Origin of the sequence: Pseudomonas protegens CHA0 (assembly GCF_000397205.1) — a bacterium.
In the GTDB taxonomy this organism is placed as follows: Bacteria; Pseudomonadota; Gammaproteobacteria; order Pseudomonadales; family Pseudomonadaceae; genus Aquipseudomonas; species Aquipseudomonas protegens.
In genome coordinates this window covers 1,407,374-1,420,837 of record NC_021237.1, presented here as the reverse complement: position 1 = coordinate 1,420,837, position 13,464 = coordinate 1,407,374, and the positions used below count along the sequence as shown (strand labels likewise).

Below are 13,464 nucleotides of genomic sequence, written 5' to 3'. Positions count from 1 at the left end.
CTGGCGTGTGCTTACCGTACACCAGGCGAGGTGGCTTGCAAGTGACAGGCTGTCAGATCGGAATCAGAGTTGAGTACTCTTGGACCGGTCTATCTCCCTTGCGCAGCTTCGACAATCACGCGCGGCCTCCAGAACCACTGATAGAGGCACGTCACTTGGTGATCAGCATGTCGATGGTGCTGGTATCGCAAGAGTAATTGGCCTTCTTGTCCAGGACAAAATAGATGGACGACAACTTGCTGACAGGCACCTTGCTTACCGAAAAAACAGCTCCCGTACCTCTGGCCAAGCTACCCGACTGAAGAACCGAGTCATCCAAATTCAGGGACCAGGCAACCCCATCGCCACAGCTGTCGTGAATGCTGTTGACACGCCCGAGAACATTTACCTCACCAACGACCGGGCTGCTCCAGCGGATAACCGTCTGGCTATTTTTCCCGGGGTGAAACGCCACATTGCCCGGAGCGATAACAAAACTGCCGTTTCCAGTGAATGTATAAGTCTTGAAGTGGACCGATACGTGAGCCCCTGATACCGGATCCTGCCAACAGGTCACAGGTTGAGCAGTGCAGTCGTCCGCCTTGAAGAAAGGTAGCAACGTATAGTTTTCAGGCTTATTCACCCCTGATGTGTTCTGCATGAATGTCCAGGGCGAGTTCGCCACGACGCTCTCCTTGGCCAGCATTACATCCCTTGCCAGGTTCCACGACATGGCCGTCTCTGCACTCACATTGAGGGAAATCCCGATCAGTGCAAACAAGCTCATCAGCAAGATATTTTTAGTATTCTGCATAACTTCTCCAGTAGTTCTCATTCCGAGCGTACATGCTCATTTTTCAAACAAAGCCGTGCGCATTCGGCAATCCTGAAACGGCCAAATAAGGCGAACTTCATATAAATCCCCAAGTACCCGAGGCCATAAGCCAATGTCCTGCATCGCTGATGCGATAGCACTTTTACTGGCTGTCACTGGCCGTCACCTTGTCACTCCTCCCTTCCACCTGGATGCAACCCAACCCGGCCGGCTCCAGTGGAGCCGGAGAGTTGATCGACAACCTGCTCTCAGGGCTGCAGCAACATCTCCGTAGTGCTGCGCAGCACAGCCTGGGATTCGCGCACCCACCGCTGCAACGCCTTCAATTGCTCGGCATTGGCGTGGCATTCGCTGTAGTTGTCGACGACGCTGGCGGCGACGGTAGAGAGTGCAAGGCCCGAGGCGGCGCCATCAGTGACGCTGGGGCCTCCGGCCACGGGCAGGTTGGCGGCGCCGGCGTCGTGCACCCGGACAAAACCAGCAGGCACAACGCAGGCTCTATCAGCCGCTTTCGAGACATAGACAGGAACCTCCTTGGTGATGGTGGCGCCCGTCTGATAGACCTTGACGATACGGTCGACGTACTCGACCACCACCTTTTCCCTGATCGTGCCCAGGGCCCGGCCTTGTTCAAAGGATTGTTTGAGACGAGCCTCATCGAGGCGTTGGTTGTTACTGCGCTCACTGCCGGCACCGCTGACGTAGCCGAGTGCATAAAGCAACCCGGCCGCCACAGCGATGGCCAGCCAGCCACGGATATTCATCAAGCCCTCCTGAGGCGGGCAGGAAATGAATCACCCAGCCTGCCAAAAAAACCTGTAGCCGCTGCCGCAGGCTGCGAAAAGGTCCGCAGGACCTTCAGACGGCAGCCCTCACACCACCGGCAAACACAGCACCGCCCGCGCCCTGGCCCAGAGTTGCAGGCGCTCCTGCAAGCCATTCAGGCCACCATTGATCCGCCGGGTAATGCTGTTGAACTCATCGCGGTCAGCCAGCGCATTGAGCCCACCGCGCTCCCAGAACCAGGCCGCCGACTCGGCGGCCCATTGCGGCTGCTCCAGCAGCTGCGGCAACTCCAGCAGACGCTCATCGCCAAACAGCCCGAGGCTGCACTGGCGATAGTTGCTGCGCCCGGTGATCTGGATCAGCCCACGCCCGCGATACCGCTGACCGTCGCCGTCGGCCTCTGGGGTGTTGCCCAGGCGTGCGGCGAGAGAGCCCGTGTCGTACTTGCTCAGGTATTGATCACTGCCCAATTCGCGTACGTATTGCAGCTGCCCGGATTCGTGTCCGATCTGAGCAAGAAAAGCCGCCTGGCGCTTCGGCGTATCGATCTGCCGCTTGGCCATGGCGGTGTTGAGTGGAGAAACAAAAACGCCCGCTTGGCGGCGGGCGTTAGGCATGATTTGCAGCAGTTGTTCTTCGGTTATTGGCATGGTCAGTGTTTGCAGGTCGGATAAGAAAACGCCCCGGCGGTACGGGGCGTTTATTCAGTTTGTTCAGTAACCCAGGATGGCGCGACAGGGCGGTACTGAGAGTCGGGGAAGTGCGGCGATTGCGGCCAGTCACGCAAGGCCTGCATGTACACAAGCAGTTGCTTGAACTGTGCACTGGCAAGCGTTGTAGGTACTTCGATCTCCAACTGATCGCGGTGCCGCTCACGCAACCACCTCACCGAATCCAGTGCTGAATCACGCCAGACACGCTCTCCTACCGATACAGGTGACGGCGCCGTCGCACTTTCTATGTGGAGCCGAACTTCCTCTTCGGACATCGGGATCAACTGGCTGGATATGAAATGCGCGGGGGCATCGTCATCGTAAGCATGGACACGGTTTGTCTCGGGATTATGAAAATACTTCATGCACGTAACTCCGACCAAACTGGATTGACTGGACTACCAAAAGTTACTGAGTAAGTTGCTCCGACCGGCACCACGAACGATGCGTGATAGGCAGAAGTTGCCACGGCCACACCACCGCAAGTTGCAGTAACCGCACCGGTCGTAATAGATGCCTGAACTTGAATCGGGCGCCCCGTAGTATTGGTGTAGACAGTGCCTGAAACGCGACTGGCCGTAACATTCTGCCAGGCCTGTCCATCACCCAAGCCCCGAGGTCGGGTCTCTAACGCTGAAACGTTCGCAGCCAGACCGGAAATGTCGATATTCCCCTGGTTGATGGGAGCGTTCCAGGCCTTAATGCACCACATAACCGCCAGGTTGCGAGGGCGGGTTTCAATTCCGCCTGTTGGATTGGTTTTTAGATTTTCGTCGTCGGTGACTCCATTTCCAGTATCACCATAAACCCAAGAATCAAACACATTTCCAGCACTCGAGCTGTCCTTCACTGAGTGTGTATGACTCTTGAACTCATCGGCCTGCCAGCTGCCTACCGCCCGCCCAGCATCCACCCCCCGCCCATGATCCCAACCCCGCAAAAACTCGCCTCGCGACTCAGGCAAGCGGAAGTTACCCGCCCCCTCACCCCCGGTATTGAACATAGTCCCCAGATAAGCCGCCAGATCCGGATAGGTCGCAGCACTCTGCACACTGCCATCCACCTCCAGGAATCCGGCCGGCACCGTGCCCTTGGGAAACGGCACCATCGCCCCCACCGGCAAGGCCGACATGTTCTTCAACAGCGCCTCGATCTCCGCCTTGGTATAGGTCACCGACTTGGTATAGGCATCGGTGATCCCGTAATCGGCCAGGGTGGTGCGGATCTTCTCCGGTGGGATCGAATCACGCACGATCGCCTTGATCGCCGCCAGCAACTGGTCATGCTCGGCCTCGGCCGGCTCTTCCCCTCCTGCACGAATCACGTTGAGCAATTCGTCGGTCACTGCATTACCCCAATCGGAAGAAATCATTGAGCCGACTTGGCCCGTGACGGGGTTCTCATCGACAAACTTTCCGTTCAACAGCCCTACGCTGGGAACACTTTTCGGATAGTCCACGTATTCCTGTCCTCTCTAGTCATAGTTGATGTACACCTGTGTATGCGCCGGTGTACTGCGATGGATTAGGCACTCCAGGGCGCTGCCCGGGTTCATGCCAAAACGTTCGCCCCAATAGCTGGCGCCGAAGCGCCGGCCCAGTTGCAGGCGGCCGCCGGTATTGAGGGTCCACATGAAGTTCGCCCGCCAGGTGCCGAAATGCGCGTGACCAAAGCGTGAGCGGCCCATGCGCGGGGTACTCAGCTCAGTGACGCTGGCATTGGGATAGCCCTGGCTGCGGGCGATTTCGACGAAGTAGGCGGCGCGCTGGCTGCCCACCGCCAACAGACGACGGCGCACGGCCAGGCGCCGGTCTTCGAACAGCGGCGTCAGGCCCAGGCAGGGGTCGGGCAGGTCCATGACCTTTTCCCAATCCGTCACCAGTTCGCTGACGCTGGCCGGGTCCATTTCGTTTTGCAGGTCCACGGCCCGGGCGTCGATGCGCGCCAGCTCCTGGGAGATGCCCTGCAACACCCGTTCAAGCTCCGGCACCCGTTCCGGGTCCCAGGCCGGGCCGCTGGGCAGCAGGCTGCGCAGCTGGCCCTGGTACTGGGCGGCGCTTCTTATTGCAGCCATTGGCAACCTCCAAATACCAGCAGTTGGTTGCTGCTTGCCGGCACATCGGCCAGCGGCGCCAGCAGGCGGTGATCCTGTTCACCGGTGGCGCTGCTGATGGCCTCGCGGATGTGGCTCAAGAGCAGGGTTTCTCCCAGGCCGGCCTCGCGGCTGTGCAGATCACGCAGTTGGTCCTCGACCGCGGCCCGCACCGCACTGGTGTCGGGGGTCAGGCGCACCTGGTAGATCACCGGCTGTATCACTGGCGCCAGCACATGCACCTCGGCGGTTACCGGGCGCAAGGGCTCGATATAGGCCAGAACCCGCGCCAGCTGCTCGGCATTGGGAATCGGCTGCAGGTCGTCGTCACGCATGACGAACAAGCCCACGGTGCCCGGCCCCAGGTAATTGCGCCGGCACCATGCACGGGTGATGCCCGGGCACTCCATGGCCCAGGTTTCGTAGTCGTCCGCCGAGCCGCCATGGGGAATGATCCGATAGGAACGGATCACCCGCGAGCGCAGGGATTCGAGGCTTTCCCGGGCCACGCCACCGCTCAGGCCCGGGGCCAGGACGGTGAACGAGTTGCTGATGCCCTGCACCGGCTGCACCGCGGTCAGCTCCAGGCCGGCATCGGCATTGCCCAGGGTACCGCCGTCGACGGCCTGGATCGTGGTGCTGTTGAGGCCTGCGCTGGTGGTTCGCGCGGCGGTCACTGTGTAGCTGCGACCGTCGCTGCTTTGCAACAGGGTGCCGAGATCCAGCACGGCACCGGCTGCCGCGTTGAAACTGACGCTGCCACTGGCCGCCTGGGCAGCCTTGCGCGGCTGGTTCAGGCGCAGCGCGGCGATGCGCTCCAGGGTCGACTCATCGGCCTTGTCCGGAAGGATCTGCTCGGCGATCCAATCCAGGTAGCCATACAGGCCAAAGGCGGCACCGCTCAGGGTGCGGGCCAGCACTTGGGCATCGGACTGGCGCAGCGAATCGCTGGCCAGGTCGCTTTGGGTGCGCTGAATCAGCACCGGCAGCGAAGGGGTTTCAAACGGCATAGGTCACCTGCCAACTGTGAATGAGGTTGATGTCCAGGCGCTCGCCGTCGGCCAGGATCAGCACCGTGCGCAGGTTCAGGCGCTGGGCATCGAGGCGCTCGGTCATGATCTCCACGGCGTTGCAGTGGCCATCGTCGATCAGCCACTGCAGGGCCTCGCGGGCATAGAACTCGGCATCGAGCTGGGTCTGCCGGCTCAGCTTGACCCGGCGCAACAGCCACAGCCGCGAGCCGATACGGTCGTCGGCCACGCTGGGAAAACTGTCGCCCCACCAGCCGTAGCGCTGGTCGTCATCCAGGGCGTCGTCATCGGCGGCGCGGCGCCAGGTGAACAGGCTGATTTCCACGGCCCGGGTCAGGGCGTTCTTCAGGTCATAAGTGGCGAACATGCTTAACCTCCCACCGGCACGCCGGTCTGCCCCGGGCCGGGTTGCACGCCGCTGTGGACGTGGTTGATCTGGCTGATGCCGGCGGCGACCTGATCGCCCTGGGAGACGATCTTGCCGCTCATGCTCAGGGTCGGGCTGTCGATGATGACGCCGCTGCTGGCGCGGATATTCAAGGTGGCGGTGTCGATGTCGATGACCCGCCCGCGCTTGAAGTGAATCTTGTCGCCCTCGTCGGTGTAGATCGCCACTTCACCGGCGGCCAAGGCCTTGAGGCGATAGCGCCGGTCGGCCACCACCAGCACCACTCCATGGGAGCGATCGCCGCCGAGGAAGGTGGCGATGCCCTCGGCGCCGGCCAGGGGGTTGCTGGTAAAACCGTAAGGCTCGAAATGCTCCATGTCGTCGTTGACCTCGCCGGCGGTGAGGCGCATTTGCAGCGATTGCAATTTGTTGGCCGAATGGGCGAGCACCACGGTGCCCCGCGCCAACAGGCGTGTCAGTAGGCTCATGCTGGGTTCCTTGGGGGGAGAAGAGCCGGCTTGCCGGCGAACAGGGATTGCGCGGTTTCGTGCCGGGTGCCTTCGCCGGCCAGCCGGCTCCTGCGGTTGGGCGCAGGTTTCAGTTTTTTGCGGGTGTCGGGTTGGCATCGAAGGTCTGCGGCGGCGCCACCTGCAAGGTGGTGATGGAGCCCTGGTCGGACAGCGACCAGGTGACCTTGGAGATCAGCATGTCCTGGTCGAAACCCAGCACCGGGTCGATGACCCGCACCAACGTGTTGTGTCGCCACAAATCACCATTGCTCTGGCGCCAGCCCTGCACCTGATAGGTGGTGGTCAGCGCCTTGCCGGTGCGGGTGCCGCACTCCCAGTCAGCCCGCTGCTGAGCCAGTTCCGCACTCAGTTGCGCCGCCTCGTTGATCACCGTCACCCGTTTGCGCGAAGCCCGGGCATCGCTGGCCTGGCCGGACACCTCGCAGACCGCAACACCGCTGCTCTGGTCGCTGCCCTTGTGCTGGCCGATCACCCGGTACTCGGAAAACACCGCGGAAAAATCCATCGCTGCATTGGCCGAAAGAATGTTCTTGCCCAGCTCCAGGGCATCGCTGGCGCGCCCGCCGCTGCCCGGTGCCGCCAGCAGCAGGTAGCCGTCGGCGTCATCGGTGGAGAACACCCGGTACAAGGTCAACAAGCGGTCGATGGAGGCAAACACCGTCTCCCCCGGCACAATGCTGTGGGTGTGCAACTTGCTGGTGGGTGCAATCTCGCTGCGCACCCCCACCCCGTAAGAGCCGGCCAGGGCGCGGACGATGCTCAGCACATCCTGCTGGCGCCACTGGCTCGGCCGGTTGATGGCCGCGCAATCCACCAGATCCTGGGTCAGGGAGCTGCCCTGGATGCTCAGGCTGATCTGCCTGCCGTCATAACTGACCGGCGCCTTGTAGACATGCCCGGTGAGCACCAGGTCGCAGCCGATGCGCACCTGGCAGCGAGCGCCCGGGCGGATCCGCACCTGCCCATCCTGCCCCGGCCATTGCCAGGTGATGTTGAGGCTGAAGGTGCGGAACTGGCGCTCCAGGTCTGCCGTGATCTCCACGCTTTTCCAGCCGCTGTAGTCGAGCCCGTCCACCGTCAGGGTGACGATATTTGCCAGTTCGTCCATGGGTCACTCCCGCGCAATCTGCAGATCGGCCGGCGGCAGGAAGCCCGGATGGGCCACCCGGTTGCGCTGTACCACTTCACCGACCCGCGTCGCATCGGCAAACCGCTCATAAGCCAGGACCAGCGCCGGCATGCTGCTTTTGGGGCTGAGACTGACCAGCCGTACCCCGGACGAAGCCACTGCATTGAGATGGCCCTGCAGTTGCTGGCGCAGGGTGTTGAGCGCCTGGTAATGCATCGGGTCGGCCTTGAGCGCGGCTTGCCAGATCACTTCGTTGAGCTGGTCACGCAGGGCCAGTACATCGTCGGCCACCGGCACCTCCAGGCGCTGCACCGGCTGGCTGGCCTGCTGCGCCAGGGGCGGCGTGCTCTTGAGCTTGACCACCGGGGTGGCCACCGGCAAGGCCGACACCAACCGGGCGATCTGCACCAGCAACGCATCCTGGACCAGGTTCGCTACCGCCTCGACCGCCGCGGTGGTGTCCTTGCCGGTGGTCAGCTTGGGCGCATCAATGCGCCTGGCCGCCTCCACCTGCTGGGAAATATCGGCGAGCATCTGCCGATAGCCGGTGCGGGCAAAATCCTTGAGCCCGCGTACATCCTCCAGCAACCCCTTGAACTCCGTGCTCAGCTCCTTGGGTATTTCCTTGACCGCCTTGACCAGGGTGTTGAGGTCGCCATACAACTCGATCAGCGGCTTGAACTCGTGTTCGATGACCGCGTACACCTCAGTCAATCCCTTGCGCAGCGAATCCACGCCGATCCGCGCCTGCTTGATCAGGTTGGTGGCGAACTCGAACCGCAGCACCGCCGAGCCCAGCAAGGTATCGCTGGCCACCAGCACCTGCTGCTGGGTGTTGACCACCGCCGAAGGAAAGCGCAGCGGCTGGTCCGGGTAGAACTTCAGGCTGAAGGTCACCAGGCCACCATCCTGGCGGCTCTGGGTCATCTCGCACTCGCCGACCTTGACCTGCATCCGTCCAAGCCACGGATGCACCAGCTCGCCGCTGCCCTCCTCCAGGGCCTTGAGCAGCCTGTCGCGCTGCTCCAGGCAATCGGCGCCGACGATGAAGGCCGTCAGGTCATGGACTTTCGCCTGCTGGCCAAGGCCCTCGAAAAACGGCTGGTCGCGCTGCGGGTACTCATGCAACTGGCCTTTTTGCCCCACCGGGGTTTTCGCCTGGTCAACCCAGAAGGGCACGCCGCGAAAGGATGCGGGCAACAAACGATCACGCCAGTTATCCGCCATGGGAACCTCCTAGGGAAAGTGAGCGATAGCCCAGGGTCGAAGCGATGTTCAAACCCGGTTGATTGGTCGTGGCCTGTTCGGCGCGCAGGCCAGCCGGGGCGTTTTCGAAGCGCAGGGTCAAACCGCCTTCGAGTTGAGTGCGGTTGTTCGCGGCGTTCTGCTGGATCAGCGCACTGGAATTCTGGGTCAGCGAGCTGCCCTGGGTTGCGGCAAAGGGTGATGCCAGCCCGCCTTTACCCTCGGCGTTGATCTGCTTTTGCGCTTCGGTAAAGCCTTCGACCTTGGCGGTGACCGTGGCAATCAGCCCTCCGAAACCGCCCTCGAACAGCTCCTTGAATGGCACCATCAACTCTTGAAGCTTGCTCCACAGCCCGGAAAACCAATCGGCGATGGGGGCCCAATTGGTCATGATCAGCTCCATCGGCGACCAGTCGAACAGGGCCTCGATGGCCTTTCTGATCGAGTCGATACCCGGTTGCAGCTCGGCCCAGATCGAACCGAAGAAGTCCGTGACCGCGCCCCAGTTGTTGTAGAGGATCACTAGCGGGGAAAAGTCGAACAGGGTGTGCAGGACTTTCTTGACCCCGTCGATGCCCGGTTGCAGCCCCGCCCAGATCGACGCGAAGAAGCCGGTGACTGCCCCCCAGCTCCTGGTGATCATGTCCATCGGCCCCCAGTCGAACAGGCCTTTTAGAAAGGCCATCGCCGGTACCGTCAAGGCCTTGAGGGATTCCCAGATAGAGGCGAATAGCCCCGTCAGCCCTGCCCAGTTATTGATGATCAGTCCCAGAGGCGACCAGGAGAACACCTCCTTGAGGAAGCCGACGATCGAAGCCGTCATCGCCTGGATACTGTCCCAGAGCCCGGCAAAGAACGCCGTGATCACCCCCCAGTTGCCAATCAGCATGCCCAGGGGCGTCCAGCCGAACAGAGTACTGAGCACCTCCATCGCCTGCGCCGCGAAGCTCTGCACACCTTCCCAGAGGCTGACGAAAAAGACCGAGATCGGCGTCCAGTTGGCAATGATCACCCCGGCGGCCAGTGCAATGCCCATGGCAATCAGCATCACCGGGCTGGCCTTGGTCACGGTGCCCATCAGATCGAGCACCTGGGTCGCCCCGGTCACGGCGGTTTGCATCGCCGAGAAGGCAATGGCGCCCATCGCCAGCCCCTCAACCAGCTTCGGGTTGTCATCGAGCAGTGTTGCCACGCTGTTGAGCATGGGCTCCAGACCGACCACCAGCGCCCCCACCGCCGGCGCCAGGGCGGCATCAATGGCCGAGGACACCTTGGCCATCGACTGACTGAATACATTCATGCCTTTGGCCGCATCAGCCGGCGCGCTGGAGTCGCCGACTTCGGCCAGCTTGCCCTTGAACGCATCGCAGGCCTTGATCCCGTCCAGAAACGGGGTGATCAGGCTGCCGCCCTTGAACAGCCCGCTGATATCCAGCTTGCCCAGCCCGGTCTGCTCAAGGTTTTTCTTGAACGAGTCGACCTTGCCTTGAAGGGCGACGAGTTTGGGTGACAGTTGGTCTATGCCGGTCAACAGCACCGACTTCTTCTCTACGGTTTGTGTGTCTGCCATCACTGCACCTGCTGCATCGCATTGATCCGTTGCGCGTGCTCCAGGGATTCGCGGAGCACATCCAGTGGCCTGGCCATCATCTGTTCGGGGTCAACCTTCCAGAACCAGGCCAGGTCATAGGCGACAGCGATCAGGTCGGCGATGGCTGCGATGCCGCACTCATGAAAAAACTCGCCACCGCCCAGCTCAGGGCGTTGAGGTCCACCAGGTCGAGCTGGTTCACCGAGGACGGTGGAATGCCGGCGCAGACCGCGATGTATTTGGCCGCGACGTCCATGTCGAGGCTGACCTCTTCGCTCTTGTCGATCTTGTACGGCAGCGCCTTGATCGCCCGTACTTCCTGCACCGTCGGGCGGCGCAGGCTGAGTTCGGCCAGGGGCTCGCCGTGGGCCTCGATGGGCACCTGCAGCTTCACCGTGTTGCTCATTGCCAGGTCCCCTTCTGCCCTTCGAAGTTCAGCTCGATGCTGGCGTCGTCGCCCTTGGCAATAGGCTCGTCCACCAGGTAGGCACCGGCCAGTACGTAGACCTTGCCGTTGGCGAACTCGCAGGTGACGGTCATGTCGACGCCTTCGATCAGTTGCTTGAGCGGAAAGTCCGGGGTGTGCAGCGCGGTGACTTTGAACGACGGTGTGAGGTCGGTTTCCTTGTAGAAGCCCGGAACCACGGTTTCTCGCTTGACGGCCATCAGTGGTGCTTCGCAGCCGCCGCTGATGGTCAGTTGAGCGCCGTCCACTTTGACGTAGCAGGTGCCCGCGATCAGTTGACCCATGTTGTTTCTCCCAAAAAATAAGCCCGCTCAAGGCGGGCTGAAAAAGCGCAGCGATGCAGGTCCGGCTCAGGCCGCCGCGTCGTACTGCAGGCGGAATTGGTTGAGCAGCGCGAACACCCGCAGGCCGTTGATGTAGTCCGGCGGGAACAGCACGTTGACCCGGCTCGGGTCCTGCACATCGCGTTCGACGATCAGGTGCTCGGCGAACAGCTCGGCGTTCTCCACATGGCCCTCCAGCTCCAGCTTGGCGTACTGGGCAATCAGCTCACCGCGAATGGTGCTCGGGGTGACGATCGGCTGGCCGGCGCCGAAACGAGTGCCGTCGGCAGCCAGCTTGTGGCGCCCGTATTTGCTGGTGATCACGCTTTGCAGGCGGCGCACGATGAACGCCGACTGGTGCATGGTTTCGCTGTCCAGGTAGGAGTTGTCGGCCTGGCCGTAGGCGTTCTTCTGGTAGGTGGTGATCGCCCGCTGAATGCGCATGTAGCCGCCTTCGTAGTAGGCGGTGGCGATGCCGTAGCTCAGCAGCGACTGGCGCTCGGTGAGGGTGAAGCGCTCGCTGGCCGGCGCCGGGTCGACGCCCGGCAGGCTGCCGCTCTGGGTCGGGCGGCTGGCATCGGCGGAGATGAACACCGAAGTCCGCGCCGCCAGGGCGGCGGCCTGGACCCACACCGGTTGCGGCACGCCGGTTTCCAGGGCGTGGATGGTGATGTGCTGGTCGTTGCGTGCCTGGCCGGCCGCCACCAGGGTACCGACGGTGCCGCGCTTGGCGCTGTAGACGTGACCGAACAACTGCTTGGTCCAGGACCAGCGACCGGTGCTGTCATCCATGACGGCTTGCCAGGTGTTGAGGCTGGCCGTATCGGTCCAGGGCATGCAGATGAACTCGAAAGGCTCGTCGCCCAGGGCCGCCAGCGCAGCCACCTGATCCGGCACACCGGTGCCACCGGCCATCTTGCCCAGCACCAGGGTCAGGCCCGCCGGGGTCTGTTCGCCATTGCTCTTGCCCAGACGGTTGAGTTGCAGACTGATGTCGTTGCCGCTGTCGCCGGTCCACTTGGCGCTCAGGGTCACAGTGCCGTCGACGGCTGCCGCGGTCACCGGCAGATCCACCGCCGCATTGACCTTCAACGCCAGGGCGCTGGCCGCCTGAGCGGCAGTGGCGCCGCTGACGATGGATGCCTGCACCCGCACGCCACCGACGTAAAGATTGAGCAGGCCGCTTTCGCTGGCGGCACCGGTGATCTTCACCTCAGCCTTGGCCACACTGCCTTCAGTGCTGTGCAGCGGCAGGCACCAGATCTCGCCCACCGGGTCGGTCTTGCGCCAGGTTTCGTACATCGAAGCGAGCATCGAGCCCTGGCCGCCAATGCTCCTGGCCAGGGCCACGCTGGACACCAGCACCAGTTTGCCGAGATCGTCGCCAGCCTGGTTGTCGTTGACCTGGGCGACGATCAGACGACGCATGGCCGAGGACGCGCTATTGGCCGCCGAATTGTCCATCTCGGCGTAGAACAGCGGCACACGGATGTCCGCCGGGATATTGCTGAAACCGATCGCCATTATTTGGCTCCTTGAGATTTCGCCGCTTTCACGGCTTTGCTAGTGATATCGCCATCGGCCAGACGCCGGCGCCACCAGGCGCTGTCCGACACTTCACGGCCGGAAGCGGGCAGCAGATCGCCCGCTTCCGGGTCCGGTACGGCGCGGCCGGCGACCGGCAGCACGGTGATGCGTTTGCTCATTGCTTCAGCTCTCCTGAAAAAGTCAGCTCCAGGCGCCCGTCGGGCCCTGGGCGTTGCAGATTGGGGTCCGCCGGATCGATGGCATCGACCCGCACCGTGACCCCGGTCAAGGACGGCAAGCCGTCGAGTTCACGCTCATGCCAGGTTTCCGCCGGCTGGCTGGGCAGGTTGCGACCGAGTTGGAACTCGGCGAAAAAGCGCAGGCGGTAGAGCAAGCCAGAGGCGTCGAGCGACACCAGCTCGCCGCCGTCGTACTGGATCGGGTTGTACTCGGCGCCGGGCTTGAAGCCGACCAGGGCGCGCCAGACTTCGGCGCGCAGGTCGTGCAGCGGATTCAGCGCTTTTGCAGGCTCGGCGGCGCCAAGCGCCAGGACCACGTCGAAGCGGTCGCGGATAGTCTGGCGAATGATGTTCTGCCCGGCGCTGGCACTGGCCAGATCGTTGCTGGGCGCCAAATAGGCGGCTGGCATTGGCGCACCAACGCCTGAAGCAGAATCGGCATGGGTGCCGACAATGATGCGCCCGGTAAAGCTCGGGCACTGTGCTTGTAGCTGATCGAGAACAGCCGAGAGTTTCATGACAAGGCTCCTGGAACGGGATGAGGCTGCGGTGAGGCTTGTTTCTGCCGGGCATGAAAAAACCCGTCGAGA

The 13,464-nt window shown here is 62.5% G+C and carries 17 protein-coding genes; all 17 read right to left on the bottom strand.

The features are described 5' to 3' along the window. Nucleotides 1-151: 151 nt before the first annotated feature. The 17 genes from PFLCHA0_RS06315 to PFLCHA0_RS06235 all read right to left on the bottom strand — a co-directional run bounded on the left by PFLCHA0_RS06315 (nucleotide 152) and on the right by PFLCHA0_RS06235 (nucleotide 13,392). Nucleotides 152-793: a hypothetical protein gene (locus PFLCHA0_RS06315; protein ID WP_041116265.1), complete on the bottom strand. Its 642-nt coding sequence runs from the start codon at nucleotides 791-793 to the stop codon at nucleotides 152-154. Nucleotides 794-1,062: 269 nt separating this feature from the next. Beyond that, nucleotides 1,063-1,578 carry a hypothetical protein gene (locus PFLCHA0_RS06310; protein WP_015634372.1) on the bottom strand — a complete coding sequence of 172 codons (516 nt, stop codon included), beginning with the start codon at nucleotides 1,576-1,578 and terminating at the stop codon, nucleotides 1,063-1,065. Nucleotides 1,579-1,686: 108 nt separating this feature from the next. Beyond that, nucleotides 1,687-2,250 (bottom strand): glycoside hydrolase family 19 protein, encoded by a 564-nt coding sequence (locus tag PFLCHA0_RS06305; protein WP_015634371.1) that lies wholly within the window; start codon nucleotides 2,248-2,250, stop codon nucleotides 1,687-1,689. Nucleotides 2,251-2,300: 50 nt separating this feature from the next. After that, entirely contained in the window at nucleotides 2,301-2,678 is a 378-nt protein-coding gene (locus tag PFLCHA0_RS31635; protein ID WP_041116261.1) for a tail fiber assembly protein, read from the bottom strand. Continuing rightward, nucleotides 2,675-3,772, bottom strand: coding sequence for a phage tail protein (locus tag PFLCHA0_RS06295; protein WP_015634370.1), 1,098 nt, complete (start codon nucleotides 3,770-3,772; stop codon nucleotides 2,675-2,677). The genes PFLCHA0_RS31635 and PFLCHA0_RS06295 overlap by 4 nt, the downstream gene beginning before the upstream one ends. A gap of 15 nt (nucleotides 3,773-3,787) precedes the next feature. After that, on the bottom strand, nucleotides 3,788-4,387 hold the full coding sequence (locus PFLCHA0_RS06290) for a YmfQ family protein (RefSeq protein ID WP_011059572.1): 600 nt from the start codon (nucleotides 4,385-4,387) through the stop codon (nucleotides 3,788-3,790). Next, a complete protein-coding gene (locus PFLCHA0_RS06285; RefSeq protein WP_015634369.1) occupies nucleotides 4,375-5,415 on the bottom strand; it encodes a baseplate J/gp47 family protein in 1,041 nt (346 codons plus the stop codon). Before PFLCHA0_RS06285 ends, PFLCHA0_RS06290 begins: the two co-directional genes overlap by 13 nt. Continuing rightward, on the bottom strand, nucleotides 5,405-5,803 hold the full coding sequence (locus PFLCHA0_RS06280; protein WP_015634368.1) for a phage GP46 family protein: 399 nt from the start codon (nucleotides 5,801-5,803) through the stop codon (nucleotides 5,405-5,407). Before PFLCHA0_RS06280 ends, PFLCHA0_RS06285 begins: the two co-directional genes overlap by 11 nt. 2 nt (nucleotides 5,804-5,805) lie before the next feature. Next, nucleotides 5,806-6,312, bottom strand: a complete 507-nt coding sequence (locus tag PFLCHA0_RS06275) for a phage baseplate assembly protein V (RefSeq protein WP_041751983.1) — start codon at nucleotides 6,310-6,312, stop codon at nucleotides 5,806-5,808. Between the two features lie 109 nt (nucleotides 6,313-6,421). Continuing rightward, nucleotides 6,422-7,462 (bottom strand): phage baseplate assembly protein, encoded by a 1,041-nt coding sequence (locus PFLCHA0_RS06270; protein ID WP_015634366.1) that lies wholly within the window; start codon nucleotides 7,460-7,462, stop codon nucleotides 6,422-6,424. 3 nt (nucleotides 7,463-7,465) lie between these two features. Continuing rightward, complete coding sequence (locus PFLCHA0_RS06265) at nucleotides 7,466-8,710, bottom strand: DNA circularization protein (protein WP_015634365.1); 1,245 nt, start codon at nucleotides 8,708-8,710, stop codon at nucleotides 7,466-7,468. After that, a complete protein-coding gene (locus PFLCHA0_RS06260) occupies nucleotides 8,700-10,298 on the bottom strand; it encodes a phage tail tape measure protein (RefSeq protein ID WP_015634364.1) in 1,599 nt (532 codons plus the stop codon). The genes PFLCHA0_RS06265 and PFLCHA0_RS06260 overlap by 11 nt, the downstream gene beginning before the upstream one ends. Before the next feature lie 130 nt (nucleotides 10,299-10,428). Beyond that, nucleotides 10,429-10,725: a phage tail assembly protein gene (locus PFLCHA0_RS06255; RefSeq protein ID WP_011059565.1), complete on the bottom strand. Its 297-nt coding sequence runs from the start codon at nucleotides 10,723-10,725 to the stop codon at nucleotides 10,429-10,431. Then, nucleotides 10,722-11,069 (bottom strand): phage tail tube protein, encoded by a 348-nt coding sequence (locus PFLCHA0_RS06250; RefSeq protein WP_011059564.1) that lies wholly within the window; start codon nucleotides 11,067-11,069, stop codon nucleotides 10,722-10,724. The genes PFLCHA0_RS06255 and PFLCHA0_RS06250 overlap by 4 nt, the downstream gene beginning before the upstream one ends. 66 nt (nucleotides 11,070-11,135) lie before the next feature. Then, nucleotides 11,136-12,632 carry a phage tail sheath subtilisin-like domain-containing protein gene (locus PFLCHA0_RS06245; protein ID WP_015634363.1) on the bottom strand — a complete coding sequence of 499 codons (1,497 nt, stop codon included), beginning with the start codon at nucleotides 12,630-12,632 and terminating at the stop codon, nucleotides 11,136-11,138. Further along, complete coding sequence (locus tag PFLCHA0_RS06240; RefSeq protein WP_011059562.1) at nucleotides 12,632-12,814, bottom strand: DUF2635 domain-containing protein; 183 nt, start codon at nucleotides 12,812-12,814, stop codon at nucleotides 12,632-12,634. Before PFLCHA0_RS06240 ends, PFLCHA0_RS06245 begins: the two co-directional genes overlap by 1 nt. Then, on the bottom strand, nucleotides 12,811-13,392 hold the full coding sequence (locus PFLCHA0_RS06235; protein ID WP_015634362.1) for a phage tail terminator protein: 582 nt from the start codon (nucleotides 13,390-13,392) through the stop codon (nucleotides 12,811-12,813). Before PFLCHA0_RS06235 ends, PFLCHA0_RS06240 begins: the two co-directional genes overlap by 4 nt. Nucleotides 13,393-13,464 lie beyond the last annotated feature (72 nt).